The sequence below is a fragment of the Micromonospora inyonensis genome (genome assembly GCF_900091415.1).
In the GTDB taxonomy this organism is placed as follows: Bacteria; Actinomycetota; Actinomycetes; order Mycobacteriales; family Micromonosporaceae; genus Micromonospora; species Micromonospora inyonensis.
Genome location: NZ_FMHU01000002.1, coordinates 3,451,838 through 3,477,950 on the forward strand (window position 1 = coordinate 3,451,838; position 26,113 = coordinate 3,477,950).

At 72.5% G+C, this 26,113-nt stretch carries 23 protein-coding genes and 2 pseudogenes; 5 read left to right on the top strand and 20 right to left on the bottom strand.

Translation table 11 applies throughout. The annotated features are described in order from the left end of the window. Positions 1-61: 61 nt before the first annotated feature. Positions 62-718, top strand: a complete 657-nt coding sequence (locus GA0074694_RS29695; RefSeq protein WP_091463179.1) for an amino acid ABC transporter permease — start codon at positions 62-64, stop codon at positions 716-718. Beyond that, positions 715-1,581, top strand: a complete 867-nt coding sequence (locus GA0074694_RS29700; RefSeq protein ID WP_091464343.1) for an amino acid ABC transporter permease — start codon at positions 715-717, stop codon at positions 1,579-1,581. The genes GA0074694_RS29695 and GA0074694_RS29700 overlap by 4 nt, the downstream gene beginning before the upstream one ends. A gap of 500 nt (positions 1,582-2,081) precedes the next feature. Here the strand turns inward: GA0074694_RS29700 and rny are convergent, their stop codons facing one another. After that, on the bottom strand, positions 2,082-3,848 hold the full coding sequence (gene rny, locus GA0074694_RS29705; protein ID WP_091463180.1) for a ribonuclease Y: 1,767 nt from the start codon (positions 3,846-3,848) through the stop codon (positions 2,082-2,084). Between the two features lie 239 nt (positions 3,849-4,087). On the opposite strand from rny, the gene GA0074694_RS29710 reads away from it, so the two are divergent. Beyond that, positions 4,088-5,332: an IS110 family RNA-guided transposase gene (locus GA0074694_RS29710; protein WP_091461346.1), complete on the top strand. Its 1,245-nt coding sequence runs from the start codon at positions 4,088-4,090 to the stop codon at positions 5,330-5,332. A 640-nt stretch (positions 5,333-5,972) separates the two neighbouring features. Here GA0074694_RS29710 and GA0074694_RS29715 read toward each other — a convergent pair. The 9 genes and pseudogenes from GA0074694_RS29715 to GA0074694_RS29745 all read right to left on the bottom strand — a co-directional run bounded on the left by GA0074694_RS29715 (position 5,973) and on the right by GA0074694_RS29745 (position 14,039). Next, positions 5,973-6,710: a regulatory protein RecX gene (locus GA0074694_RS29715; RefSeq protein ID WP_091463181.1), complete on the bottom strand. Its 738-nt coding sequence runs from the start codon at positions 6,708-6,710 to the stop codon at positions 5,973-5,975. Between the two features lie 8 nt (positions 6,711-6,718). Next, positions 6,719-7,219 (bottom strand): hypothetical protein, encoded by a 501-nt coding sequence (locus GA0074694_RS33835; RefSeq protein ID WP_425413677.1) that lies wholly within the window; start codon positions 7,217-7,219, stop codon positions 6,719-6,721. A 177-nt stretch (positions 7,220-7,396) separates the two neighbouring features. Continuing rightward, a pseudogene (locus GA0074694_RS34415) lies at positions 7,397-7,945 on the bottom strand (LAGLIDADG endonuclease); the annotation flags it as partial. 60 nt (positions 7,946-8,005) lie between these two features. Beyond that, positions 8,006-8,857: pseudogene (gene recA / locus GA0074694_RS33845) on the bottom strand (recombinase RecA); the annotation flags it as partial. A gap of 180 nt (positions 8,858-9,037) precedes the next feature. Then, the gene (locus GA0074694_RS29725) at positions 9,038-9,238 is read right to left on the bottom strand and encodes a DUF3046 domain-containing protein (RefSeq protein WP_091463183.1); all 201 of its coding nucleotides are present in this window, start codon (positions 9,236-9,238) and stop codon (positions 9,038-9,040) included. A gap of 21 nt (positions 9,239-9,259) precedes the next feature. After that, the gene (locus GA0074694_RS29730) at positions 9,260-10,600 is read right to left on the bottom strand and encodes an MFS transporter (protein WP_091463184.1); all 1,341 of its coding nucleotides are present in this window, start codon (positions 10,598-10,600) and stop codon (positions 9,260-9,262) included. A gap of 85 nt (positions 10,601-10,685) precedes the next feature. Beyond that, a complete protein-coding gene (locus GA0074694_RS29735) occupies positions 10,686-11,828 on the bottom strand; it encodes an acyl-CoA dehydrogenase family protein (RefSeq protein ID WP_091463185.1) in 1,143 nt (380 codons plus the stop codon). Between the two features lie 61 nt (positions 11,829-11,889). Then, entirely contained in the window at positions 11,890-12,594 is a 705-nt protein-coding gene (locus tag GA0074694_RS29740; RefSeq protein WP_091463186.1) for a UdgX family uracil-DNA binding protein, read from the bottom strand. A gap of 104 nt (positions 12,595-12,698) precedes the next feature. Continuing rightward, positions 12,699-14,039, bottom strand: a complete 1,341-nt coding sequence (locus GA0074694_RS29745; RefSeq protein WP_091463187.1) for an aminotransferase class I/II-fold pyridoxal phosphate-dependent enzyme — start codon at positions 14,037-14,039, stop codon at positions 12,699-12,701. Positions 14,040-14,077: 38 nt separating this feature from the next. Between GA0074694_RS29745 and GA0074694_RS29750 the strand changes: the two genes are divergently transcribed. Next, positions 14,078-15,325: a bifunctional pyridoxamine 5'-phosphate oxidase family protein/GNAT family N-acetyltransferase gene (locus GA0074694_RS29750; protein ID WP_091463188.1), complete on the top strand. Its 1,248-nt coding sequence runs from the start codon at positions 14,078-14,080 to the stop codon at positions 15,323-15,325. After that, positions 15,325-15,996 (top strand): leucine efflux protein LeuE, encoded by a 672-nt coding sequence (gene leuE, locus GA0074694_RS29755; protein ID WP_091463189.1) that lies wholly within the window; start codon positions 15,325-15,327, stop codon positions 15,994-15,996. Before GA0074694_RS29750 ends, leuE begins: the two co-directional genes overlap by 1 nt. A gap of 84 nt (positions 15,997-16,080) precedes the next feature. Here the strand turns inward: leuE and GA0074694_RS29760 are convergent, their stop codons facing one another. From GA0074694_RS29760 to GA0074694_RS29805, 10 genes are all read right to left on the bottom strand, one after another. Continuing rightward, positions 16,081-17,004 carry a sporulation protein gene (locus GA0074694_RS29760; RefSeq protein WP_091463190.1) on the bottom strand — a complete coding sequence of 308 codons (924 nt, stop codon included), beginning with the start codon at positions 17,002-17,004 and terminating at the stop codon, positions 16,081-16,083. A 7-nt stretch (positions 17,005-17,011) separates the two neighbouring features. Next, positions 17,012-18,076, bottom strand: a complete 1,065-nt coding sequence (locus GA0074694_RS29765; RefSeq protein ID WP_091463191.1) for a hemolysin family protein — start codon at positions 18,074-18,076, stop codon at positions 17,012-17,014. Then, positions 18,073-19,416 carry a hemolysin family protein gene (locus tag GA0074694_RS29770; RefSeq protein WP_091463192.1) on the bottom strand — a complete coding sequence of 448 codons (1,344 nt, stop codon included), beginning with the start codon at positions 19,414-19,416 and terminating at the stop codon, positions 18,073-18,075. The genes GA0074694_RS29765 and GA0074694_RS29770 overlap by 4 nt, the downstream gene beginning before the upstream one ends. 147 nt (positions 19,417-19,563) lie before the next feature. After that, complete coding sequence (mnhG, locus tag GA0074694_RS29775; RefSeq protein ID WP_091463193.1) at positions 19,564-19,899, bottom strand: monovalent cation/H(+) antiporter subunit G; 336 nt, start codon at positions 19,897-19,899, stop codon at positions 19,564-19,566. Continuing rightward, positions 19,896-20,159: an MrpF/PhaF family protein gene (locus GA0074694_RS29780; RefSeq protein ID WP_091463194.1), complete on the bottom strand. Its 264-nt coding sequence runs from the start codon at positions 20,157-20,159 to the stop codon at positions 19,896-19,898. The genes mnhG and GA0074694_RS29780 overlap by 4 nt, the downstream gene beginning before the upstream one ends. Continuing rightward, on the bottom strand, positions 20,156-20,782 hold the full coding sequence (locus GA0074694_RS29785; RefSeq protein WP_245714979.1) for a Na+/H+ antiporter subunit E: 627 nt from the start codon (positions 20,780-20,782) through the stop codon (positions 20,156-20,158). Before GA0074694_RS29785 ends, GA0074694_RS29780 begins: the two co-directional genes overlap by 4 nt. Further along, entirely contained in the window at positions 20,779-22,281 is a 1,503-nt protein-coding gene (locus tag GA0074694_RS29790) for a Na+/H+ antiporter subunit D (protein WP_091463195.1), read from the bottom strand. The genes GA0074694_RS29785 and GA0074694_RS29790 overlap by 4 nt, the downstream gene beginning before the upstream one ends. Further along, positions 22,278-22,736 carry a Na(+)/H(+) antiporter subunit C gene (locus GA0074694_RS29795; RefSeq protein ID WP_245714980.1) on the bottom strand — a complete coding sequence of 153 codons (459 nt, stop codon included), beginning with the start codon at positions 22,734-22,736 and terminating at the stop codon, positions 22,278-22,280. Before GA0074694_RS29795 ends, GA0074694_RS29790 begins: the two co-directional genes overlap by 4 nt. After that, the gene (locus GA0074694_RS29800) at positions 22,733-25,567 is read right to left on the bottom strand and encodes a Na+/H+ antiporter subunit A (RefSeq protein ID WP_091463196.1); all 2,835 of its coding nucleotides are present in this window, start codon (positions 25,565-25,567) and stop codon (positions 22,733-22,735) included. Before GA0074694_RS29800 ends, GA0074694_RS29795 begins: the two co-directional genes overlap by 4 nt. Before the next feature lie 105 nt (positions 25,568-25,672). After that, positions 25,673-26,044 (bottom strand): hypothetical protein, encoded by a 372-nt coding sequence (locus GA0074694_RS29805; protein ID WP_091463197.1) that lies wholly within the window; start codon positions 26,042-26,044, stop codon positions 25,673-25,675. Positions 26,045-26,113: the final 69 nt, after the last annotated feature.

Below are 26,113 nucleotides of genomic sequence, written 5' to 3' on the forward strand. Positions count from 1 at the left end.
CGCGGCGGCGGGCGGGCGGGCCTTTCGCCCGCCGCCCGTCCGAGGACTGAGAGCGAGAGGCATGGGCGAGTTCTTCCGCGTCCTGACGGACAACGCGGCCCTGTTCCGCGACGGTTTCACCACCACCGTCCAACTGTTCCTGATCGCCGGCGTGGGCAGCCTCGTCCTCGGCATGGTGCTCGGCGCGATGCGGGTCTCCCCGGTCCCGGCACTTCGGGCCTTCGGCGCCACGTACGTCAACCTGGTCCGGAACACCCCGTTGACCCTGGTCTTCGCGTTCCTCGTCTTCGCGGTACCGAAGCTCGACGTCAACATCGACTACTTCGAGAGCGCGGTCACCGCGCTGACCGTCTACACCGCGGCCTTCGTCTGCGAGGTGGTCCGTTCCGGCGTGAACACCGTCGCCCCCGGCCAGGCCGAGGCGGCCCGTGCACTGGGCATGACCTTCGGCCAGGTGCTGACGCTGATCGTGATGCCGCAGGCACTGCGCGCGATGGTGCCGCCGATGATGAGCGTCTTCATCGCCATGTTGAAGAACACCACCATCGCCGCCGGCTTCTCGGTGCTGGAGGCGGGTGCCATCCCGGCGTACATGGCCGAGCGGGGTGAGCCGCAGTTCGCCGTACTGCTCTGGATCACCATCGGCTTCCTGATCCTGATCCTGCCGCTGGTGGCCCTGCAACGATTCCTCGAGCGCAAGTGGGCGGTGGCGCGATGACGTCGGTGCTCTACGACCTGCCGGGGCCGAAGGCCCGTCGGCGCAACATGATCCTCAGCGTCGTCTCGACCGTCGGCATCGTCGCGCTCGTCGCGTACGTGGTCTGGAAGTTCAACGCGACCGGCCAGTTCGAGGCGCGCAAGTGGGAGCAGTTCCAGTACGCCTCGGTGCAGCGGGAACTCCTCGGCGGGCTCTGGGCCACCCTCAAGGCGGCCGGCATGGCGGCCGTACTGGCGCTGCTCTTCGGCGCGGTCTTCGCCAGCGCCCGGCTCAGCGACAAGTGGATCCTGCGGTCCCCGGCGACCTTCGTGGTGGAGCTGTTCCGGGCCATCCCGCTGCTGATCCTGATCTTCTTCGGCTACTACGTGCCGTTGCAGTACGGCTGGTCGATCGACAAGCTGTGGGCGCTGGTCATCGGTCTGATGCTCTACAACGGCTCGGTGCTGGCGGAGATCTTCCGGGCCGGCATCAACGCCGTGCCGTACGGCCAGACCGAGGGCGCGTACGCGATCGGCATGCGCAAGAACCAGGTGCTGCGGCTGATCCTGCTGCCGCAGGCGTTCCGGTCGATGCTGCCGGCGATCGTCAGCCAGCTCGTGGTGCTGCTCAAGGACACCGCGCTCGGGTTCATCATCACGTACCCGGAGTTGCTCTTCGTGGGTAAGCAGATCGGCGGACGACTGCCGTTCGGCCTGCCCTACGTGCCGACGTACCTCCTCGTCGCCGCGATCTACATCAGCATCTGCGGCCTGCTCTCGCTCTTCGCCTGGTGGTTGCAGCGCCGGTTGGGTCGGATGCCCCGGACCGCCGCCAAGGTGATGCCGGCCCAGGACACCGGAGCGGACGCCGCCCGGATGGTCTGAACCGGAGGACGCATACGCCGGGGGGCGGACGGCCACAGCCGTCCGCCCCCCGGCGTATGCGCCTCACGGATCACCCAGGTACCACGAGCAATCCACGTGCGCGCCGCTATGTCACGAACACGACAAGTAACTGCGGCGGGAACCAGGCGTCGTGTCCGGCAACTGGGTTGGCCCCGGTTCGATCTCCAGCGCGCGTTGCCAGGCTGGCACGTGGCTCGCGAGCGTCACCTACCAGTACCAGGTCTGACGGGTGCGGTGGGCGGGCGATCCCACCGTCGGGCTGACCCGACGGCGCGCAGCGGCCGGACTGGGTGAGGCTCCCTCGCCCGTGCCGTCGGCCCACCTTTCCTGACGCGGTCGATCCGACACCGGCAGCGGGTGGGGCGAACGCCGGAATGGGGCAACCGAACCATCGGTTGCCCCATTCGCACTCGCTCCGGGCGAGCGCCTGTCCCACCTCGACGCCGGCCGGCTTGCCCGCCGGCCCTCGACGTGCCCGTTCAGCGGGCGATCTCGGTGACCCGGGACTCGCGGACCACGGTGACCCGGATCTGCCCCGGGTAGGTCAACTCCTCCTCGATCTGCTTGGCCACGTCCCGGGCCAGCACCGCAGCACCGATGTCGTCCACGTCGTCCGGCTTGACCATCACCCGGATCTCCCGACCGGCCTGCATCGCGAAGACCTTCTCCACCCCGAGCTTGCCGGCGGCGATCTCCTCGATCCGCTCCAGCCGCTTGACGTACGCCTCCAGGCTCTCCCGCCGGGCCCCGGGACGGCCGCCCGAGCAGGCGTCCGACGCCTGGGTCAGCACCGCCTCGATGGTCTGCGGGGGCACCTCGTTGTGGTGCGCCTCGATGGCGTGGACGACGTCCTCGCTCTCGCCGTACTTGCGGGCCAGGTCCGCACCGATGAGCGCGTGGCTGCCCTCCACCTCGTGGGTCAGTGCCTTGCCGATGTCGTGCAGGAAGGCGCACCGCTTGATGGTCGGCACGTCCAGCCGCAGCTCGGCGGCCATGATCCCGGCGATGTGCGCGGTCTCCACCAGGTGCTTGAGCACGTTCTGCCCGTACGACGTCCGGTAGCGCAGCCGGCCCAGGAGGGTGGCCAGTTCGGGGTGGATGTCGGTGATGCCCACCTCGACCAGGGCGTCCTCGGCGGCCCGCTGACAGAGTTCGTCCACCTCCTGCCGGGCCAGGTCGTGCACCTCCTCGATCCGGTGCGGGTGGATCCGCCCGTCCAGGACCAGCTTCTCCAGGGTGAGCCGGCCGACCTCCCGGCGTACCGGGTCGAAGCAGGAGAGCAGCACCGCCTCGGGGGTGTCGTCAATGATCAGGTTGACCCCGGTGACCGACTCGAAGGCACGGATGTTGCGGCCCTCCCGGCCGATGATCCGCCCCTTCATCTCGTCACCGGGCAGGTGCAGGACGCTGACCACGCTCTCCGCGGTCTGCTCGCTGGCGACCCGCTGGATCGCGTCCACCACGATGTGCCGGGCCCGCTGTTCGGCGGTACTGCGGGCGTCCGCCTCGATGTCCCGGACCAGCAACGCGGCCTCCCGTTTGGCCTGCGTCTCGATTGCCTCGACGAGTTCCGCGCGGGCCGCCTCGACGGTGAGTCCGGCGATCCGCTCCAGTTCCCGGCGCCGCTGCTCCTCCGCCTCCACGAGGGCCTGCTCCCGTTCGACCAGCGCCGCCTCCCGGGCCGCCAGGGCGGCGCTGGCGGCGGTGAGCTGCCGTTCCCGCTCGGCGAGCCGCTCCGCCTCCTCGGTGTGCAGCCGCTCCCGTTCGTCCATCCGGGCCGCCCGGCGCTCCACCTCGGCGGCCTGCTCGCGGGTGGTGGAGGCGAGCACGGCCACCTCCCGCTCGCCGCTGCGCCGGGCCGCTGCCCGCAGCTGTTCGGCGTCCGCCTCGGCCTGCTTGTGAGCCCGCTCCAGGACGGTGTCCGCCTCCAGCCGGGCCGCCTCCAGCACCCGGCGCGCCTCGTCCCGGGCTGCGCTCGCCTCAGCCTTGGCCGCCGCGGCCTCCGCCCGGGCCGCCGCCGCCGCGGACTTGGCCACGTCGGCGGTCGAGTGTGCCTCGTCGGCGGCGGTGCGCAGCGCCGCCAGTGACTGTTCCTGGCGGTCCTTCTCGGCGACGAAGGCCGGGTCCTCGGGTGCCGGTGCCGCGCCGACCCGGCGCAGGGTCCGGGCGCCGAGGACGACCGCGCCGACCACCACGAGGGTCAGGACCACGACCGCCCCGAGGAGGACGACGTCAACGGCGCTCATTGGTGCACCCTTGTCTCACTCGAGCTGAGGTTGGTTCGAGTGCACCGGTGACCGTCGGGCCATCGCCCAGCTCGCTCGACCTTCGAGGTCCAGCATGAGTTCTGCGAGGCCCGGCGGCCCGGGACACCCCGACTGGCAACAGGGCTATGCGCCATCGAGCGCCGCTCAATGAGCGACCGGCAGTGGTGTCCCGGAACCGCCAGGTGCTTCCCCACTGGTAGCGCAGCGGAGAGGCAACTATGAGTGTGACCGACACCGCCGTGCCGGCGCGAGGCAACTCGGCCGGGGTGGACTGGGCCAAGGACGACTACGCGGTCTGCGTGGTCGACGCCGACGGTGAGCCGCTGGAGCGGCTGGCGCTGAAATACACCAGGACCGGCCTGAGACGGCTGATCGACCTGCTTGACCGGCATCGGGTGGACGCGGTCGGCATCGAACGCCCGGACGGGCCGATCGTAGATGCGTTGCTGGCCGCCGACACGACCGTGTACGTGATCCCACCCTCGCAGGTCAAGGCACTGCGCCGACGGTACGGCTCGGCCGGGAACAAGGACGACCGGTTTGACGCCTACGTCCTGGCCGACACCGTCCGCACCGACCGGCGCCGGCTGACCCCGCTCGTGCTGGACAGCGAGACAACCACCGGGCTGCGCAAGCTGTGCCGCGCTCGCAAAGACCTGGTCGCCCACCGCATCGCGGTCGCCAACCAGCTGCGCGCCCACCTGGCCACGACGCTGCCGGCCACTGTCGAGCTGTTCAACGAGATCGACTCGTCGATCAGCCGGCAGTTCCTGACCCGGTTCACCACCCAGGATGCCCTGGACTGGCTGTCGCCCAAGCGCCTGGCCGCCTGGCTGAAGAGCGCGAGCTACTGCGGCCGCACCGACCCAGCCGTGCTGCACGCCCGCATCGACGCCGCGCCTCGCGGCGCCACCGGAAACTACGGACAGACCCTGGCCGGCATCACCCGCGCCTACCTCGCCACCCTGGCCGCCATCGTGGCCCAGATCGACGCCCTGAACCAGCAGATCACCGAAGCCCTCGACCTGCACCCCGACCGGGACATCTTCACCAGCCTGCCCCGCTCCGGCACCGTCCGCGCCGCCCGGCTGCTCGCCGAGATCGGCGACGCCCGCGGCCGGTTCCCCACCCCGGCGTCCCTGGCCTGCCTCGCCGGCGTCGCACCCTCGACCCGCGAATCCGGCAAAGTCCGCATCGTGACCTTCCGCTGGGCCGTGGACAAACAACTGCGCGACGCCGTCTGCGACTTTGCCGGTGACAGCCGCCACGCCAACCCCTGGGCCGCCGACCTCTACCAACGAGCCCGAGCCCGCGGCCACGACCATCCCCACGCGGTCCGTATCCTGGCCCGCGCCTGGCTGGACATCATCTGGAAGTGCTGGACCACCAACACCCCCTACGACCCGGACCGCCACCGAGCCCTCCAACACCTGCTCAAACAAGATCATCAAGTGGCGGCTTGACACAGGGCAACTCATGCCGGCACCCCGCGGGGACCACCGCTGATCCTCTGCCGCCCCGTCATGGCCGCCTCCCCTGGAACCGTCAGCGCCGCAGTGGTGACGTGCCGGTGAGCACGTGACCCTGCGGCTGTTAGACGCCCGACCGGAGCGACTGGCCATGGGTAGGTCTCCGTCGACGGTGACCCCCTTTGGTCATCGCCGACGGCCGGGTGCAGTTGTCTCGCGGTGTCGCACCGGGTGGTCCGACACCGCCGCGCGGCCAGACGACCTGGCCGAACTGATGCTGTTCTGTTACACGATCTATGTTGTGCGCTTAGCCTGCGCTGGTCGGGCAATGTGAGCCTGTAAGGCGAGGCTAGGTGTCGGGGGCCCCTCCGGTCAAGGACTCATGATCAAAATAAGCCAACGCAGGGCAGTCGGACGGTCACGCCACGCTCACACCCACCCGGACGGGCTTTGACAAAGCGGGCAGTTGCCCCCGGCGAAGCACCCCGGGGCTACTACCCAGGGTGCTGGGTGTATGACCGGACCCATCAGACTTCCCTCGACCATTCCGTCGCCGCGCCCCGATCCGCCACCTGGACATGACAACCACGGTGACGGGGCGGGGAAAGCGTTGTCCCACCCATGTACTTCATGATCACATAGACGGGAGGTCGGGGTCGAGGTCCGGGGTGAGGGCGTCGGGGTCGATCTGGTCGGCGAACTCGGCGGCCTCCGCGCTCCGCGCCGCCAGGGCGTCCTTGACCGCCCGGATCGCCAGCCCGGGCGGGTAGCCCTTGCGGGCGAGCATCCCGACCAGCCGCCGGAAGATCGCGTCCGGCTCGCCCCGGGCGGACCGGAGCTTGCGGTCCACCAGGGCACGGGCGGTCTCTGCCTCGGTGGCCTCGTCCAGCTCGCCGAGCGCCGCGCCGGCGACCTCACCATCCACCCCGCGTTGGCGCAGTTCGTTGGCGAGCGCCCGCCGGGCCAGCCCTCGTCCGGCGTGCCGGCTGGACACCCAGGCCCGGGCGAACGCGGCATCGTCGATGATGCCGACCTCGTCGTAACGGTCGAGCACCTCGGCGGCGACCTCCGAGGAGATGCCCCGGCGAGCCAGCGCCCCGGCCAGTTCCGCCCGGGTACACGGCCGCACCGCCAACTGCCGGAGGCAGATCTCCCGGGCCGCCTCCGCCTCGTCACGAGGCTCGGCGCGGGACGGCTCGCCGGTCGAGTCGTCCGGGAATCCGGCCGGCCGGGCGCCCTCGTCGAACGGGTCGGCGGTCGCGCCCGGCCCGGAACGGCTCGGTCGCCCCCGCCGGGGTCGCGCAGGGGTGTCACCCGTCCGGGGAGGGATGGCGTCCCAGCCCCGCCCCGAACGGGCCCGTCGTCCCGCCACGCGGCCGGTCAGAAGTCGACCGGCGGCAGCTCGGGACCGCCAGCCGCGTCGCCCGCCCCGGCACCCACGCCGAGCTTCTCCAGGATCTTCTTCTCGATCTCGGCGGCCACGTCCGGGTTCTCCCGGAGGAACTCGCGGGCCTTCTCCTTGCCCTGGCCGAGCTGGTCGCCGTCGTAGGTGTACCAGGCGCCGGACTTGCGGATGATCGACTGCTCGACACCCACGTCGATCAGCGAGCCCTCGCGGGAGATGCCCTTGCCGTACATGATGTCGAACTCGGCCTGCTTGAACGGGGCCGCGACCTTGTTCTTCACGACCTTGACCCGGGTGCGGTTGCCGACGACGTCGGTGCCGTCCTTCAGGCTCTCGATCCGGCGGACGTCCAGCCGGACCGACGCGTAGAACTTCAGCGCCCGACCACCCGTGGTGGTCTCGGGGCTGTTGTGCACCATGACGCCGTCGACGAAGTAGTTGTGGTTGCCCTCCACCTCGATGTCGAACCGGTTCATCGAGCGGGTCTTCGGCTTGACGTGGATGTCGATGACCCGCGCCGGAACCGGCATCAGCTCAGCCGGGACGAACTGCGGCTCGACCACGCACCGACCGCGGAACCTCGGCAGCAGCTTCGCCTCCATGGCGGCCGGCACGTACGGGGCCACCAGCTCCTGGAACACCGCCGAGGCAGCGGTGGTGAACTGGACGTACGACATCTGCCGAGCACCCCGGACACCCAACGTCACGTCGAGTCCGTACGCGTCGCGCAGGTGCTCGACCAGCCGTGCACGGCTGCCCTCCGCCATCGTCTCGACGCAGATCTCGATACGGCCGGAGCCGCCCTCGGTGCGCTCCTGCACCCCCTTGGAACGGAGGGAGAAGCAGCCGTCGTCCATGTACCACACGGCAAGGGCGAGCGGAGTCAGCGCCTTGAGATAGTCCCAGCTGAGGTGCTTCTTCCCATCACCGAGGTAGACGGCGCGACGCAGCTCGTCCAACTCGGGCACCGGGGTGAAGTCCGCGAAGACCGCACCCCGGGAGTCGGTCCGGCGGGAGTGGGCGAGATTGCCCAGCAGGGAGACCTTCCAGTCGAGGTAAGCGGCCTGCTCGGCACCGTGACCGAGCCGAAACCGGACGCCGGAACGGTCACGCCGGTTCGGGGAGAGGGAACCGTCCCCCATCAGGGAACCGAGCACAACCTGCCACTGCTCTTCGCTGAGCTGGCGTGACTCGGCGAGCATGACGCGATCACCCGCGATCAACTCGCCCGCCTCCCGCCACCCCCCGGGCGTCCGGATCAGGTGGTTCGCCGTGGCGGCGAACTGCGCGCGACCGTTGCCTCCCGATTTGGCGACGGTGAACTGGAGGAACTCCTCCGCCGGGCCGTTGTTGAACCAGTTGGTGATCCGCTTCGGCTCCACCCGGTCGGTCTCCGGGTTGTAGGAGAGAACCTCGACGTCCATCCGCTGGTTGACGATCTTGCCGATCTTCTCCTGCGTGCCGTCCGCCAGGGTGACCCTGGTCGAGTACGACATACAGCCGAACATGACGCCGATCTTCTCGCGGAGCTGGTTGATGAAGATCGCCGTGGTGCCGGTGTTGTTGAGCACACCGGTGATCTTCCGCAGGGCCTGGCTCATCAGCCGGGCCTGGAGACCGACGTGGCTGTCACCCATCTCGCCCTCGATCTCGGCGCGCGGCACCAGGGCGGCGACCGAGTCGATCACGATGATGTCGAGCGCACCGGAGCGGACCAGCATGTCGGCGATCTCGAGGGCCTGCTCACCGGTGTCGGGCTGGGAGACCAGCAGCGCGTCGGTGTCGACCCCGAGGGCCTTGGCGTACTCCGGGTCGAGCGCGTGCTCGGCGTCGACGAAGGCGGCGATGCCGCCGGCCCGCTGGGCGTTGGCGACCGCGTGCAGGGCGACCGTGGTCTTACCGCTGGACTCGGGACCGTAGATCTCGACGACCCGGCCCCGGGGCAGACCGCCCACGCCGAGCGCCACGTCGAGCGCGATCGAGCCGGTGGGGATGATCGCGGTCTGGACGACCGGCCGCTCCCCCAGCCGCATCACCGAACCCTTGCCGAACTGCTTGTCGATCTGCGCGAGAGCAAGGTCAAGTGCCTTCTCCCGGTCGGGCGTTGCCGCCATGGTTACCCCTGCCTTCGCCGGCGTCTTTCCTGAGCTTCTCGTCACGCGGACACGCTAGGCGCTGGGTCCGACAAGAACCAGCCGACCGGCCGTGGCCTGTGGACGAGCACCCCGCTGTGGACAATAGCCGAACACCTGTACGAGACGACGGGCGACACACCCGCGCGACGGAAGAGCAGCTCAGCGTAGTCGCGCGGGCACCCGGTCCGGGTACGCGGCGCACACCGCCCGCCACACCACGTGGGTCTGCTCACCCGAGGCGAAGGCCTGCTCGATGGTCCGCCCGCCGAGCTGGGCGAGGACCTGGTCCCGGGCGATGCTGGCCGCGTAGCCGGGACCGAACGCCTCCTCGAGCCGGCTCCAGAAGTCGGTCAGCCGCACCGTGTTCCCCCGTCCCGCACGTCACTCCTCCTCCGGCGCGGACACCGCCGCCGGCCGCAACGCTAGCGCCACCAACGGCACGACCGCGACCGCCGCGAGCAGGGTCAGCACGGGATAGCCGGCCACCTGCACGACAAACCCGCTGGCCGCGCCGGCCGCCGCGCCGGCCAGTCCCATGGTCAGGTCGGACAGGCCCTGCACGGTGGGGCGTTCGGCCACCGGCACCGACTCCGACAGCAGCGTGGAACCGGCGACCATGGTGGCCGACCAGCCCAGCCCCAGCAGGACCAGCCCGACCGAGAGCGGCACGGTGTCGTGTCCGGCGGTACCCGCCACCGCGCAGGCGGCCAGGAGCAGTGCGGTGCCGCCGAGGATCACCGGCCGCCGACCGGCCCGGTCGGTGAGCCAACCGACCACCGGAGCGAGCGCGTACATGCCGGCGATGTGCAGGCTGAGCACGACGCCCACCACGTGCAGCACCTCGGCGTCACCGTGCGACTCGCCGAGATGCACCGGGGTCATCGCCATCACCCCGACCATGACCAGGTGGCCCATGGCGACCGCGGCGATGCCCAGCCGGGCGGCCGGGCGCTGCCGCACGGTCCGCCAGGCGGACCACATGCCGGCCGCCCGGGGCCGCGTGCCGGGGAGCGCCAGCCCGGCCCCGTTCCGCCGCCCCGGCCCGTCCGGGTGGTCCCCGTCACCGACCTCCGACGCCGCGATCCGACGAGCGGTGAGCAGCGGGTCCGGACGCAGCAACGCGAAGATCACCACAGCCGTCACCAGGAAGGCGACGGCGCTGAACGCGAACGGTCCGGCCAGCCGGGGCAGCCCCCAACCGCTGGTGGTGTCGTCGGCGAGGGAGGCGAAGTTCGGCGCGGCGACCGCGCCGACGGTGGTGGCCCAGACGATCAGGGAGAGCTGCCGGCCACGCCGGGCCGGTTCGGCCAGGTCGACGGCGGTGTACCGGGCCTGGAGGTTGGCGGCGGTGCCCCCGCCGAAGAGGAGCATGCCGAGGAAGAGCAGCGGCACCGAGCGGGCGGCCGCGGCGGTCACCACCAGGACGCCGCCGAGCGCGCCGGTCAGGTACGCCAGGACCAGGCCGGGGCGGCGGCCGTACCCGGTCATGACACGGGTGACCGGGACGGCGAGGAGCGCGCCCCCGACCACGCCGGCACTCTGCGCCAGGCCGGCCACGGCCGCACCGGCGATCCGCTCGGCGAGCAGCGCGCCGACGGAGATGCCGATGGTGACCCCGACCCCGCCGATGACCTGCGTGGTGAAGAGCAGTCGCAGGGTGCGGCGCTGGATCGGGGCGACGTCCGGGCGAACGCCGGCCGGGACGGCGAGGTGGGTGGTCATCTGCGGCTCCTCGGGAGGGGGCGGTCCCATCCTGGCGTACGGGTGGCGCCGCCCGACGGTCGGTTCCACCCGGCCGGGCGACCCGTCACAGGTCGAGGCCCCGACCGATGATCTCCTTCATGATCTCGGTGGTGCCGCCGTAGATGGTCTGCACCCGCCCGTCCAGCCAGGCCTTCGCCACCGGGTACTCGAGCATGTAGCCGTACCCGCCGTGCAGTTGCAGGCAGCGGTCGGCCACCCGGTTCTGCAACTCGGTCGTCCACCACTTGGCCTTGGCCGCGTCGACCACGGTCAGCCGGCCGGCGTTGAACTCGGCGACGCAGTGGTTGACGAAGGTCCGGGCGATGGTGACCTCGGTGTCCAGTTCGGCGAGGAGGAAGCGGTTGTGCTGGAAGGAGCCGACCGGCCGGCCGAACGCCTCCCGGCCGCGGGCGTAGTCGAGGGTGATCGCGAGCAGCCGTTCGGCGGCGGCGACCGCGGCGACGGCGATGCCGAGCCGTTCCCGGGGCAGGTTCGCCATCAGGTGGTAGAAGCCGTGGTTCTCGGTGCCGAGCAGGTTCGCCGCCGGCACCCGGCAGCCGTCGAAGAAGAGTTCGGCGGTGTCGTTGGCCTTCAACCCCACCTTGGCCAGGCGGCGGCCCCGGGTGAAGCCGGGGGTGCCGCTCTCCACGGCGATGAGGCTGACGCCGTGCGCGCCCTGCCCGGGTGCGGTCTTGGCGACCACGACCACCAGGTCGGCCTGCTCGCCGTTGGTGATGAAGGTCTTCTGCCCGTCGAGCACCCACCCGTCGCCGTCGCGCACCGCCGTGGTGCGGACGCCGGCCAGGTCGGAGCCGGCACCCGGCTCGCTCATCGCGATCGCGGTCACCAGGTCGCCGGAGCAGAACCCGGGCAGCCAGCGGCGGCGCTGCTCCTCCGTGGTCAGGTCGGTGAGGTACGGCGCGACGACGTCGTTGTGCAGACTGAAGCCGAGACCCGAGCAGCCGGCGGCGACGACCTCCTCGGCGAGCACCGCGTTGAACCGGAAGTCCCGCTGGCCGCCGCCACCGTACGCGGGGTCCACGTCGGTGCCGAGCAGGCCGGCGACGCCCGCCTTCCGCCAGACGTCCCGGTCGACGATGCCCTCGGCCTCCCAGCGGTCGTGGTACGGCACCGCCTCCCGGGCGAGGAACTCCCGGCAGAGGTCCCGGAACTCTTCGTGGACGGGCTCGTAGAGATGCTGCTGCATGGCGGTCAGTGTGGCACCGGCCCTCCGCCCTGCCCAGGGTCGGCGCTCCACCGGTGGCGCGTCAGCCGGCGAGGGCCCGGGCGGCGATGGTGAGGTCGGCGACCAGTCCCTGGTAGGCGATGTCCTGGTTGTCGGCGCGCAGCACGGCGGACGGATGGATGGTGGCGAGGAGCCGGGCCGGTGGCGCGTCGGCGACCCCGCCGGCGGAGTCGACCGGCACCCGGGTGAAGTCCTCGGGGTGCTCGGCCGAGGCTGGCCAGGGCAACAGTTCACCGCGTTGGCGGGTGACCCGGAACGCCGGTCCGAGCAGTGCCTTGGCGGCGGTGGCGCCGAGCACCACCACGATCTCCGGGCGGAGACGGGCGAACTCGGCGACCAGCCAGGGACGGCAGGCGGTGATGTGCACCCGGTCGGGCGTCTGGTGGATGCGTCGCCTGCCGCGCAGTTCGAACCGGAAGTGCTTGACCGCGTTGGTGAGGTAGAGACCGGTGGGGTCGAGGCCGGCGTCGTCGACCGCGCGGCGGAGCAGCCGCCCGGCCGGCCCGACGAACGGGAGGCCCTTCTGGTCCTCCAGGTCGCCGGGCTGCTCGCCGACGAGGACCACACGGGCGTCCGCACCGCCCCGGCCGAAGACGGTCTGCGAGGCGTCCCGGTACAGCTCACAGCCCTGGCAGGAGGTCGCGGCGGCCCGCAGCTCGTCGATCGTGTCGGCGCGGGGTGGAATGAACCGCTGCGCGCCCGGGGCGGTCTCGGTCTGCTCGGACATGGCGACTGTTGTACCCGGACGCGCCCCGGTCACGCGGCGATCCCTGGTCGCCCCGGCGCGTCGCGACGATCCGCGCAGCCCGCGACCCGGGGGCCGGTCACCGGTCAGGCGGTGAAGCCGGCCGGCCGGGCCGGTCGGAGCGCGCGGGCGACCGCGTCGGCCAGTGCCGGGATCTCCGCGTCGTCGAGCGGGCTGACGGTCAGCCGGACCGCCGGGGGCGCACCGATCCGGAACAGCCCGCCGGGGGCGACCGCCCAGCCGGCGTCCCGCAGTGCGGTCACCGCGCTGGTCTCGTCGGGCACCGGAAGCCAGACGTTGATGCCGCTGCGGCCGTGGGCGGTGAGGCCGTGCCCGGCGAGGGCGGCGACCAGGGCGGCACGCCGCCGCTGGTAGCTCTCCTCCGCCCGGACGATCAACTCGCTGGCCGCCGGGTCGGCCCAGAGGGCGAGCACCAGACGTTGCAGCAGGGTGGAGACCCAGCCGGGACCGACGCTCATCCGGCCCGCCACCCGGGCCACGGTCGTCTCGTCGCCGGCGAGCAGGGCGAGTCGGAGATCCGGGCCGTACGGCTTGCTCACCGAGCGGACGAAGGCCCAGGACGGGGTCACCCCGGCCAGCGTGTGCAGCGGCAGCCGGGCCAGCTCGGCGGCGTGGTCGTCCTCGACGAGCAGCACGTCGGGACGGCCGGCGAGCAGCGTGCGCAACGCCGCGGCCCGGTCGGCGGAGACGGCGGCCCCGGTCGGGTTCTGCGCCCGGCTCGTGACGATCAGGGCCCGCGCCCCGAGGGCCAGCGCGTCCCGGACCCCGGCCTCGGTCGGGCCGTCGTCGTCGACCGGCACGGCGACCGGCCGCAGACCCAGCGCGGCGACCAGGTCGAGCAGGTTGGCCCAGCCCGGATCCTCCACCGCCACCGGGTCACCGGGGCGAAGGTGGGCGGCGAGCAGGCGTTCGATGCCGTCGAGGGCCCCGCCGGTGACGGTGAGCCCGTCGACCGGGACCCCGTCGGCGGTGAGCCGGGCGCGCGCGGCCTCGGCCAGCTCGGGCAGGACGCCGGCCGTGGCGTAGCCGGCCGGTGGGCCGCTCCGGTCGGCCAGTCGGGCCAGGTGCGGACCGAGCGGGGGCAGCAGCCGGAGGTCGGGCTGACCCCGGGAGAGGTCACGGACCCCGGGGCCCGGCGTCGGGTACCGGGCGGCGCCCCGGGTGGCGACCGGAGGTCGGGGACGAACCCGGGTGCCGTGCCGGCCGGCGGTCGCCACCAGGCCGCGTTGCCGCAGCTCCTGGTAGGCCCGGGCGACGGTGGCCGGGCTGACCGCGAGGGTGGCGGCCAGGGCGCGGACCGGGGGCAGGGGGCTGTCGGGAGGAAGCGCCCCGGTACGGACGCCCGACTCGACACTGGCCGAGATATCGGCCGCCGTACCGCCGGTGATCTGATAACGTACTGCCACAGTTCGAAGATTGTACTAGCACGAAGGCGGGATGTCACATGTACACACCGACCGCCCGGACCACCCCCCACCGCTCGCGGGAACGGATGAGCTACGACCGGGCCGCCGCCCACGCCGTGCTCGACGAGGCGTACCACTGCATGCTCGGCTTCACCGTCGACGGCGAACCGCGCCTGCTGCCCACTCTCCACGTCCGCATGGGCGACACCCTCTACCTGCACGGCTCCACCGGAAGCCGGCCCCTGCTGGCCGCCCGGGGCCGCCCGGACGGGCTGCCGGTCTGCGTCGGGGTCACCCTGCTCGACGGCCTGGTCTACGCCCGCTCCCACTTCCACCACAGCGCCAACTACCGCTCGGTGGTCGCGCACGGCGTCGCGCGTCTGGTCACCGACGCCGGGGAGAGGTCCGCGGTGCTGACCGCGCTGGTGGAGAAGGTCGGCACCGGCCGTAGCGCGGAGAGCCGCCCACCGAGCCGGCGGGAACTGGCCGAGACGGCCGTCCTGGCGCTGCCCCTGCGTGAGGTGTCGGTCCGGGCCCGCACCGGCGGGGTCCGCGACGATCCGGCCGACCTGGCCCTGCCGTACTGGGCCGGGGTGGTGCCGTTGCGGTTGACCCCGGCGCTGCCCGAGCCGGATGCCGGGGTCACCGCGCCGGTCCCGGCGTGCCTGCGCCCGGCCCGCCCACCGTGGTACGAACCGGCACCGATGCGCGGCGCACACGTGACGCTGGAGCCACTCGACCTGACCCACGCCGACGAGCTCTTCGACGCCACCGCCAACCCGGAGGTCTGGCGGCACCTGCCCAGCCCCCGGCCCACGGACGCCGCCGGTGTCCGCGAGCTGGTCGCCGACGCGCTCTCGGCCCACCACCGGGGCGAGCGGGTGCCCTGGGTGCAGCGCTGCGCGGTGACCGGGGCGGTGGTCGGCACCACCTCGTACTACGAGATCGACCCCGGCCGGGGGTCGGTGGCGATCGGCTACACCTTCCTCGGTCGGCCGTGGTGGCGCACCGCGGTCAACACCGAGGCGAAGCTGCTCCTGCTCGGCCGGGCGTTCGACGAGCTGGGAGCGCGCCGGGTGGTGTGGCACACCGACGTCCGCAACGAGCGTTCCCAGCGGGCCGTGGAGCGGCTCGGCGCGACCCGGGAGGGGGTACTCCGGATGGACCGGCGACGCGCCGACGGCTCCTGGCGGGACACCGTCCAGTATTCGATGATCGTCGACGAGTGGCCGGAAGCACAGCGCCGGCTGCGGGAAAAGCTTCGCGCGGGGACCACGACGGCGTGATGATGACCGGCGTGCTGGGCATCACCGACTTCTGGACGTTCGTGCTGGGTACCGTGGCGATCGTTCTGCTGCCCGGGCCCAACTCGCTCTTCGTGCTCTCGGCCGCGGCCCGACAGGGGGTGGGCGCCGGCTACCGGGCCGCCGCCGGGGTGTTCGTGGGCGACGCCGTGCTGATGGTCCTCTCCGCGGCCGGGGTGGCCTCGCTGCTCACCGCGTACCCACCGCTCTTCCTCGTGATCAAGTACGCCGGTGCGGCGTACCTCGGCTACGTGGGACTGAGCATGCTGCGCGGTGCCCGGCGACGCTGGCGCACCCGGCACGACCCGACCGCGCCTCGCCTGGTGGAGGCCCCGGAGCCGGCGGCGATCCGGGCACCGTTCCGGCGCGCCCTGGTGGTGAGCCTGGTCAACCCGAAGGCGATCCTCTTCTTCGTCTCGTTCTTCATCCAGTTCGTCGACCCGACCTATGCCTGGCCGGCGCTCTCCTTCCTCGCGCTCGGTCTGGTCGTCCAGGTGACCAGCGTGTTGTACCTGACCGCGCTGATCTTCGCCGGCACCTACCTGGCCAGCCAGTTCCGGGCCCGCCGCCGGCTCGCCGCCACCGCCACCACCGGGGTCGCGGCGCTCTTTCTGGGCTTCAGCGTCAAGCTCGCCACCGCCACCGCCGGCTGAGGTCGGGCGCCGCCACCGCCGGCCGATGTCAGGGGTTCGGTCACCGCCGCGTGAGGCGCGGCTGCCGGCACCGCCGACCGGAGGTCAGGTGCCGTCGCCGGACCCACCGCCGATGCCGGCACCACCGGCGGTGCCGCCCAGCCCCTCCCCCGGGGCCACCGGGCGGTCGGGCGGACGACTGACGTGGGCCGACCCGGTGATCTGGGCCGACCAGTCGGCGTGCGCCGCCGCCTCGGCGTGCCGGTTGATCGCCGCGCGCAGCCAACCGTCCACCAGGCTGACCCAGTCCCGCTGGCTGGAGTCGACGTGCCACACCTTGAACCGGCTGATGCTCTGGTGGGTCACGCCGGCCAGGGAAAGCCGGCGGTCCATCCAGAAGATCACCTCGAGGGCCGCCGGATCCGCCACGAAGATCAGCTCCAACTCGGTGACCGGACCGGCGTAGAGCGGCCCCACCCAATAGTTGATCCGCTGGTGGACGGGAAGGGTCTGGGCCACCCCGGGCAGCCGGCCGGCCTGGAGCCCGGCCTGGCGCAGGGTGAAGCCGAGGGTGTCCAGGGCGGCCAGCACGTGTTGCTGGGCGGGAAGGGGATGGACGAAGACCGGCACCATCGCGCCCTGGTCCAGCAGTCCGTCCAGCGCCACCTCGGTGCGCAGTCCCGTCCGGAGGCTGAGCAGCGGCACCCCACCGAAGATGGTCACCGGTGTCTCCCAGGGCAGCGGCAGCGCGAAGGCCACCGACCGTCGCCGCCCGGCCGGCACGACGAACCCGCCGGCCACCGCCGCCTGGTGGAACTGCACCAGGCGGCGGGGCTGGTCCGGGTCCTCCGGCTCGGCCGTGCCGATCAGTCCCAGCCGGATGTGCCCGACCGGCACGTCGGTCGAGCCGGCGGTGAGCGTCACCCGCCCCGGCAGACGCAGGCCGGGGCGGGTGCTCGGGTTGGTCACGCAGGTGTGCACGGTCAGTCCGGTCGCGCCGGACCCCGGTGACACCCCCGTGAACCGCACCGTGGCCCTACCGCATCCGCCGCCCGCGGGGCACCGGGTCGGTCTCGTCGTCGAACTCGCCGATGACCTCCTCCAGGAGGTCCTCCAGCGCCACGAACCCGATCGGGCGGGTCGGGCCGCCACCGTTGCGCACCAGCGCGAGCTGCGCCTGCACCCCCCGCATCGCGGCCACCGCCTCGGTGACCGAGGCCGTGGCGGGCAGGGTGAACGCGTCGGTCATCAGCTCGCCGGCGGTCGCCGACCGGCCGGTCGTGGTGACCCGGACGGCCTCCCGGACGTGCACCAGGCCCACCACGTCGCCGGCCGGATCGACCACTGCCAGGCGGGACCGGCCGCTGTCCCGGGAGACCTCCTCGACCCGCTCGGCGGGGTCGTCCCGGCGCACCGTCACGATCTGCCCGAACGGCTCCATCACGTCGGCCACCTTGGTGCCCTGCAACTCCAGCATGCTGGTGAGCATCTGGTGCTGCTCGGCACCGAGCAGCCCGTGCTCACGGGACTGCTCCAGCAGCATCCGCAGTTCCTCCGGGCCGTGTACCTGGGCGAGCTGGTCCTGCGGGTTGACCCGGACCAGGCGCAGCATCGCGTTGGCCAGCGCGTTGAGCAGGGACAGCACCGGCCGGGCCACCCGGGCGAAGGCCCGGAAGGGCAGTGCCAGCAACTGCGCCGAGCGCTCCGCGTCGGTGATCGCCCACGACTTCGGGGCCATCTCGCCGACCACCAGGTGCAGGAAGGTGACCAGGCTCAGCGCGAAGACCAGCGCGACGACGTGGCTGGCCGCCGTGGGCAGGCCGACCGCGTGCAGCACCGGGCTGAGCAGGTGCTCGATCGCCGGCTCGGCGAGCGCGCCGAGTCCCAGCGTGCAGAGGGTGATGCCGAGCTGCGCGCCGGCGAGCATCAGGGACAGCTCGCGGACGCCGTCGAGCGCCGCGCGGGCCGCCCGGCCACCGCCGGTCGCCGCGTGTTCCAGCCGGTACCGCTTGCTCGCCACCAGGGCGAACTCGGCGGCCACGAAAAAGGCGTTCAGCGCCAGCAGCACGACCGAGATGATCAGCGCGAGTCCGGTGCTCATGCCGCCACCTCACTGGTCCCGATGACCCGCAGCCGGACGGAGTCCGCGACGTGCCGGTCCACCACGAGCACCTCGACCAGGGCCCGGGGTGCGGGCTCGCCGTCCTCGGCGGGCAGGCCGATCTCCAGCAGGTCGCCCACCTCGGGGACCCGGCCCAGCTCCCGCATGACCAGTCCGGAGAGGGTGTCGTACTCGGGCCCCTCGGGCAGCGCGATGCCGGTGCTGTCGGCGACCTCGTCGATCCGCCAGCGGGCCGGGACCACCCAGGACCCGTCGTCCTGCCGGGCGGGGGCCCGCTCCGGCGGGTCGTCCTCGTCCCGGATCGGGCCGACCAGTTCCTCGGCGATGTCCTCCAGCGTGATCACGCCGGCGAACCCGCCGTACTCGTCGACCACACAGGCGAGCTGCCGGTGCCCGACCCGTAGCCGGTCGAGCACCGTCGGCAGTGGCAGCGTCTCCGGCACCAGCAACGGCGGTACGGCCACCGCGCTCACCGGCGTCGTCGCGCGCCGCGCCGGGGGCACGCCGAGCACGTCGGCGATCCCGACCACGCCGACCAGGTCGTCGACGCCCTCGGCACCCCGCACCGGGAACCGGGAGTGGCCGGTGTCGAGCAGCTGCACCACCCGGCTGATCGGCTCGTCGGCCCGGACGGTGTGCACGTCGACCCGGGGCACCATGGCCTCCCCGGCGGTCAGCTCACGGAAGTCCAGCCCCCGGTCGAGCAGGTCGGACATGGTTGCGTCGAGGTGTCCCTCCTCGCGGGACTCGGCGATGATCTGCTCCAGGTCCTGCGGGGTCGCCCCGCTGGGCAGTTCCTCGATCGGCTCGATGCCGACCCGCCGGAGCAGTCGTACCGCGGCCCGGTCGAAGAGCTTGATCAACGGGCCGGCCACGGCGAGATAGACCAGGGTGGAGCGGCTGAGGGCCCGGGCCAGCGGCTCGGGCCGGGCGATGGCGAGGTTCTTCGGGGCCAGCTCACCGAGGACCATCTGCACCACGGTCGCGATGATCAGGGCCAGTGCCACGGAGAGCGGGAGGCTGACCGCGGTGGAGACGCCGACGCCGCCGAGCAGTTCGGCCAGGCCGGCACCGAGATACGGCTCGGCCACGTATCCGACGAGCAGGGCGGTGACGGTGATGCCGAGCTGGGCACCGGAGAGCATGAAGGAGAGCCGGCTGGTGACCTGTAGGGCGCGGGCCGCGGCCGGGTCGCCGTCGTCGGCCATCTGCCGCAACTTGCCGCGGTCGACCGCGACGTAGCCGAATTCCTGGGCCACGAAGTAGCCGGTCGCGGCGGTGAGAACGATGATCAGGGCGAGTCCGACGACGATCAACACGGGAGGCTCAGGGCTCCCGACGTCGCGGGCGGGGAAGGCCGGGTCGTACCCGGCCGGCTACTGCTGCCCTCCTGGGCAGAAGAGTCGATCATGCCGCCATTTTATCGGCCCCGGCTGGGTGCTGCCTGGATGTCCCGGGAAGCGGTGTCACCGGTCGGCGAGTTCGTCGACGTCGAGCAGATTCCGGTCGAGGCGACCCGACCGGTAGACGGCCCGGCCGATCATCTGCGCGGCGACCGGTGCGGTGGCCAGTTGGAAGAGCCCGACCAGCAGGAGCATGCCCAGGTCGGTGGGGCTGCGCAGGCGCAGCGCCAGGCCCAGCAGGATCAGCAGCACCCCCAGCACCTGCGGCTTGGTGACCGCGTGCATCCGGTCGAGGGCGTTCGGCAGGCGCAGCACCCCGATCCCGGCGGCCAGGCTGAGCAGCGCCCCGGCCACCAGGCAGACGGCGGCGAGCGGGTCGGCCAGGTCGGCGGCGTTCACGACTCCTCCCCGGCGGCGAAGCGGACCAGGGCCACCGAACCGAGGAACCCCAGCAGCGACAGCACCACCAGCACCGGCAGGGTCCTGGTGTGCCGGTTCACCGCCGCCTCGGTACCCACCGCCGCGATCATCGTGGCCAGCAGCAGTTCCGTGGCGACCAGCCGGTCGAGCAGGGACGGGCCGCGCACGATCCGGGCCAGCGCGAGCAGGGCGGTGGCGGAGAGCAGGACGGTGAGGGCGACGATCACGGCCGGGTTCACGTGGCGGTTCCCTTCTCGACGGGGGCGCCCGCCAGCAGCCGGACCTCGGCGGGCGAGCCGACGACGCGGACGATGCGTCGCTCGACGTCCTCAATGCGCCAGCGGGCACGGCGCAGGTCCTCCGGTCCACGAACGTCGAGGACGTGGACGTAGAGCAGCCCGGCGCTCCGATCGACGTCGATGATCAGGCTCCCCGGCACCAGGGAGAGCACCTCGGCGGTGAGTGCCAGGTTCAGGTCGGTCCGCACCCGCAGCCGTACCGCGATGATCGCGCTGCGCGGCCGGTACCGCGGGCGGACGGCGACCCAGGCGACGTGGATGCTCGCGCTGACCAGTTGGGCGGCGAACCGCGCCCCGAAGCGCAGCAGGTGGACGGGGCGCAGCCGGCTCTCCAGGGAGACCGGGGGCAGGGGGAAGAACACCAGCACCACCGCCGCGACGGCGCACCCACCGACCAGGTTGCCGAGGGTGAACCGCCCCCAGAACAGGTTCCAGATGAGCACCATCCAGGCGGCGGCGATCAGCCGCTCCCGCCAGCGGGCGGCGCGGGCCCGGCCAGGGGCCGCCCCGGGGACCAACCGCCGGCGCGGGCCGGACCCGGGGACCGGCGGGTCGGGGATCACGGGGTGCCCCCGGGGAAGACGGCCCGCACGTACGGGGTCCGCCGGTGCAGGTCGTCCGCCGCGTCCGCGGTGACCGTGAAGAGCGGCCCGGCGGCGAGGGTGAACGCCACACCGAGCGCGACCAGCGCCACCGTGGAGCCGACCATCAGCCGGGGCAGCCGGGAGGGCGGGTCGTCGGGGAGGGGGCGGGGCGACCGCCAGAAGGCGATGTTCCACACCCGGGAGGCGGCGTAGAGGGTGAGCAGGCTGGTCACCGCCCCGGCGGCCACCAGGGCCCAGGGCAGCGCACCGCCCACCGCCGCCCCGGCCTGGAAGAGGCCGAGCTTGCCGAGGAAACCCGGGAACGGCGGGATCCCGGCGAGGTTCATGGCCGGGACGAAGAACAGCACGGCGATCAGCGGGGTGACCCGGGCCAGGCCACCGAGGCGGCGCAGGTCGGTGCTGCCGGCCCGCTGTTCGATCAGGCCGGCGACGAGGAAGAGCGTGGTCTGGACGGTGATGTGGTGCATCACGTAGAAGATCGCGCCGGCGAGCCCGGCCACGGTGCTCAACGCGACCCCGAAGATCATGTAGCCGATGTGGCTGACCAGGGTGAAGGAGAGCAGTCGCTTCAGGTCGGACTGGGCCACCGCACCGAGGATGCCGACCAGCATGGTCAGCCCGGCCACCACCATCAGCAGCCCGTCGACGCGCCCGCCGGGGAAGAGCAGCGTCTCGGTACGGATGATCGCGTACACGCCGACCTTGGTGAGCAGGCCGGCGAAGACCGCGGTGACCGGGGCGGGCGCGGTCGGATAGCTGTCCGGCAGCCACGCCGCCAACGGGAAGACGGCGGCCTTGATGCCGAAGGCGAGCAGCAACATCAGGTGCAGTGCCAGCCCCAGGTCCGCCGGCAGGGTGTCGAGCCGGCCGGCGAGCTGGGCGAGGTTGAGCGTGCCGGTCGCCGCGTACACCAGCCCCACCCCACTCAGGAAGATCATCGACGCGAGGACGTTGACCACCACGTACGTCGAGCCGGTACGGATCCGGACGTCGGTGCCGCCCAGGGTGATCAGCGCGTAGCTGGCGGTCAGCAGGACCTCGAAGCCGACGAAGAGGTTGAACAGGTCACCGGCGAGGAAGGCGTTGGTGATACCGGCGGTCAGCACCAGGTAGGTGGGGTGGAAGATGCTGACCGGGGTGCCCTCACCGAGGTCGGACTGCCCCTGGCCGATGGAGTAGAGCAACACGCAGAGCGTCACCGCCGCCGAGACGGTCAGCATCAGCGCGGCGAACTGGTCGGCGACCAGCACGATGCCGACCGGTGGCGTCCAGCCACCGATCCGGACCACCAGCGGGCCGTCGGCGTACGCCCGGACGAGCAGCACCACCGACACGGCCAGGGTCGCGACGAGCACCAGCACGCTGACCGCCCGCTGCGCCCGCGCCCACGGCAGCACCAGGGTCAGGGCGGCGCCCAGCAACGGCATCACCACCGGCAGCGGCACCAGGGCGGTCATCGGTGACCTCCCGGACCGGGGTCCACCTGCTCGGGGTCGTCCCCCGGCCCCTCGCCGCCCGGGTCGGCCGGTTGCGGGGCGTCCCGGGCGGCGAGCCCCACGATCTGCCGGTCCTCCGGGTCGTCCCTCGTCTCGTCGTGGCCGGTGAGCAACCAGCTCCGGTACGCCACCGCCAGCAGGAACGCGGACAGCCCCAGGGTGATCACGATGGCGGTGAGGATCATCGCCTGGGGCAGCGGGTCGCTCATCCGGTCCACCGGCGTGCCGTCGACCAGCGGGGCCTCCCCGGCCGGGCCGCTGAGTAGGATGAGCACGTTGACCCCGTTGCTGACCAGGATCACACCGAGCAGGATCCGGGTGAGGTTCCGCTCCAGCAGCAGGGTCACGCCCGCCGCGACGAACACCCCGACGACGAGCGCCAGCACCAGCGTCGGGGCGTTCCCGGAGTTGGTCACCGTTGCCCTCCCCGCCGCTCGGCGGCCAGTCCCCGGTCCGCCTCCCCGCCGATCTGGATCTGGCGGTCCACCTCCGCGCCGAGGGTGCGCAGGACGTCCAGCGCCAGGCCGACGACGACCAGGTAGACCCCGATGTCGAAGACGAGGGACGTGACCAGGTAGAAGTCGCCGATTCCGGGCAGGCTCAGGTCGATTCGGCTGCTCTCCAGCAGCGTCCCGCTGGCCAGCAGCGCGACCACCCCGCTGCCCACGGCGGTCCCCAGCCCGACGCCGAGCACCGTGCCGGCTCCCACCGGGGCGGCGTCCTCCAGCTCGTACCGGCCGCCGGCCAGGTAGCGCAGGGTCAACGCCAACCCCGCCACCAGCCCACCGACGAAGCCGCCCCCCGGCGCGTTGTGCCCGGAGAAGAGCAGGAAGAGGGAGAAGAGCACGACGCTGTGGAAGATCAGCCGGGTGACCACCTCGAAGACCAGCGACCGTCGGCGTTCGTGCAGGGTCGGCCCGCCCCGCAGCCAGACCCGTCGACCCGGCTCGGGGCGGCCGCCGGACACGCCCCGGCGACGCGGGCGGGGGTCGGTGCGGGACCGTTCGAAGATCAGGCTGGCCACGCCGGTGGCCGCCACCACGAGTACCGAGATCTCGCCGACGGTGTCCCACGCGCGGATGTCGACCAGGATCACGTTGACCACGTTCCGGCCGTGTCCCTCCTCGACGGCGAGTGGCGGGAAGTCCACCGAGACCGGGGGGAGGCGACGGCTGCCGGCCGCCGCGACGGCCAGCCCGGCGAGGGCCGCGCCGACCGCCACCCCGATCCCCCGGCGGATCCACCGGCTGCGCCGCAGGGGGCGGACCGAGAAGCGGGGCGGCAGCCGGCGCAACGCCAACACGAAGAAGGTGATCGTCGCGGTCTCGACGAGGATCTGGGTCAGCGCCAGATCGGGTGCGCCGTGCACCACGAAGATCATCGCGGTGCCGTATCCGGTCACCCCGACCAGCAACATCGCGGTCAGCCGGGTGCGGGCGGCCACGGCGAGCACCGCCGCCACCGCGACGACGAGGCCCACCAGCAGCTGCACCGGGCTGTCCCAGAGCCGGGTGGGCACCGGCCAGGGCCGGACCAGCAGCATCGCCCCGCCGGGGAGCACCACCAGGACGACGAGGATGGTGCCGAGGTACTGCGGCAGGGAGCCGCGCTGGATCCGGCTGGTCAGCTCGATCGCGACCCGGTCGAAGGCGTGGACGGTCCGCTCGTACACGTCCACGCCCGGCACCGGGGCGCGTAGCCGGGCCAGCACGGGGGCGAGCGCGCCCCGCAGCAGGAAGAGCAGCCCACCGGTGCCGAGCACCAGCAGGGACAACCAGAACGCGGGCTGGAGCCCGGACCAGAGCGCCAGCGGGTGGTCGCCGCCGGGAAACGCCTCGGCGTACGGGGTGAGGAGCGCACCGACCGGCCCGGCGAGCGGCCCGAGGAGGAGACCGGTGAGGGCCAGCAGGGCCGGTGGGACCACGAGCGCGCCGGCCGGCCGCTCGACGGGCACCGGGTCGACGCCGGGTTTCCCGCCGAAGGCCCCCCAGAGGAACCGGACGCTGTAGGCGACGGTGAAGACCGACCCGACCAGCACGACGCCGAGGGCGAGCGGGTCGTCGAGGAACGCGTACAGCACGGCCTCCTTGGCGACGAACCCGACCAGCGGCGGGACGCCGGCCATCGACGCGGCGGCGAGAACGGCGACGATCCAGAGCAGCGGCAGCCGACGCCGCAGCCCGGTCAGCTCGCGCAGGTCCCGGGTGCCGGTGACGTGGTCGACGACGCCGACCACCAGGAACAGGGTCGCCTTGAACAGGGCGTGGGCCAGCAGCAGCGCCAGTCCGGCCAGCGCCGCCTCCCGGGTGCCCGCGCCGGTCACCGCCACGAGCAGGCCGAGCTGGCTCAGCGTCCCGTACGCCAGCAGCAGCTTCAGGTCGGTCTGGCGCAGCGCCGCCCAGCCGCCGACGACCAGGGTGGCGAGCCCGGCCACGGTGGTGACCGGCCGCCAGGGCGGGGTGTGGGCCAGTACCGGGGCCAGCAGCCCGACCAGGTAGACGCCGGCCTTGACCATGGCCGCCGCGTGCAGGTAGGCGCTGACCGGGGTGGGTGCGGCCATCGCCGCCGGCAGCCACGCGGTGAACGGCAGGAGGGCCGACTTCGCCAGCGCCCCCGTCAGCACGAGCAGGACGGCGACGGTCAGGTACCCACCGTCGGGCGGCACCTCGGTGATCTCCGACCAGCGGTAGGTGCCGGCCCGTTGCCCGAGCATGACGAACCCGACCAGCATCGCCAGCCCGCCCAGCGTGGTGACGGTCAACGCCTGGGCGGCGGCCCAGCGGCTCGCCCGCCGCTCCGGATCGTGCCCGATCAGCAGGTACGAGAAGACCGTGGTGAGTTCCCAGCAGACGTAGAGCAGGAGCAGGTTGTCGGCGAGGACGAGCCCGAGCATCGCCCCGGCGAAGGCGACGAGGACGCCGGCGAACCGGCCGAGCTCCGGCTCACCCGGGGCTAGGTAGCCGGCGCAGTACACCAGCACCAGCGCACCGATCCCGCCGACCAGCAGGGTCATCAGCCAGGAGAGGGTGGTCATCCGGAACGTCAGGTCGAGCTGGAGGTGGCGGATCCAGGAGTGGTTCTCGACCAGGGCGGCCCCGTCACGTACCGCCGGGGTCCACGCCAGCGCCCAGCCGAACGCGGCGGCAGGTGCCAGGGCCAGCGGATAACAGGCCCGTGGTCCCCACCACCGGACCAGCAGCGGCGCGAGCAGAGCCGCCACGAAGTGGAGGATCAGCAGTACGAGCACGCGTCCTCCCGGTCGGTGGCAGCGCCCGGCAGGGCACTCTCCGGCTACCAGGGATCACACGTCAGCGGACGGGACCTATGGGGCGTTTCGCGAAAAACACCCGGATTACCACCCGGTCGGGACGGGGGGCTCGCGCAACGCGCGCTCGCGGCGGGTCTCCACCAGCAGGTCCGGGCGACCGAGTTGGAGGGCGACCCGGTTGGCCAGCCGCTGCGCGGCGGCGAGGGACCGCACGGAGAGCAACTGACCCCGGCTCTCCCGGCGCAGGACGAAGTAGTGCACGGCGGCCCGCACCTGGGCGCGGTCGGCGGCACTGGCCTGGGCGGTCTGCACGACCAGCTCCCGCAGGCACCGGGCGAGCCGCTCGGCCAGCTCCAGCTCGGGCCCGTGCAGACCGACGCGGACGGCGGCGAGATGACTGTCGACCTTTCGGATGAGCACATCGGTGCCGGGCTCCGAGCCTCGCTCCACGGCCATCCGGCTCCCCTCCCCCGACCGGCGATGCGGGAGAAGTTACTGTAAGTCTCCATGCAGAAGCAAGCAGTT

Bases quoted from the DNA above. Each gene is read 5' to 3' on its own strand.
- GA0074694_RS29695 (WP_091463179.1), top strand. From the start codon at position 62: ATGGGCGAGTTCTTCCGCGTCCTGACGGACAACGCGGCCCTGTTCCGC.
- GA0074694_RS29700 (WP_091464343.1), top strand. From the start codon at position 715: ATGACGTCGGTGCTCTACGACCTGCCGGGGCCGAAGGCCCGTCGGCGC.
- rny (WP_091463180.1), bottom strand. From the start codon at position 3,848: ATGAGCGCCGTTGACGTCGTCCTCCTCGGGGCGGTCGTGGTCCTGACC.
- GA0074694_RS29710 (WP_091461346.1), top strand. From the start codon at position 4,088: ATGAGTGTGACCGACACCGCCGTGCCGGCGCGAGGCAACTCGGCCGGG.
- GA0074694_RS33835 (WP_425413677.1), bottom strand. From the start codon at position 7,219: ATGAACCGGTTCGACATCGAGGTGGAGGGCAACCACAACTACTTCGTC.
- GA0074694_RS29730 (WP_091463184.1), bottom strand. From the start codon at position 10,600: ATGACCACCCACCTCGCCGTCCCGGCCGGCGTTCGCCCGGACGTCGCC.
- GA0074694_RS29735 (WP_091463185.1), bottom strand. From the start codon at position 11,828: ATGCAGCAGCATCTCTACGAGCCCGTCCACGAAGAGTTCCGGGACCTC.
- GA0074694_RS29740 (WP_091463186.1), bottom strand. From the start codon at position 12,594: ATGTCCGAGCAGACCGAGACCGCCCCGGGCGCGCAGCGGTTCATTCCA.
- GA0074694_RS29750 (WP_091463188.1), top strand. From the start codon at position 14,078: ATGTACACACCGACCGCCCGGACCACCCCCCACCGCTCGCGGGAACGG.
- leuE (WP_091463189.1), top strand. From the start codon at position 15,325: ATGATGACCGGCGTGCTGGGCATCACCGACTTCTGGACGTTCGTGCTG.
- GA0074694_RS29765 (WP_091463191.1), bottom strand. From the start codon at position 18,076: ATGAGCACCGGACTCGCGCTGATCATCTCGGTCGTGCTGCTGGCGCTG.
- GA0074694_RS29790 (WP_091463195.1), bottom strand. From the start codon at position 22,281: ATGACCGCCCTGGTGCCGCTGCCGGTGGTGATGCCGTTGCTGGGCGCC.
- GA0074694_RS29805 (WP_091463197.1), bottom strand. From the start codon at position 26,044: ATGGCCGTGGAGCGAGGCTCGGAGCCCGGCACCGATGTGCTCATCCGA.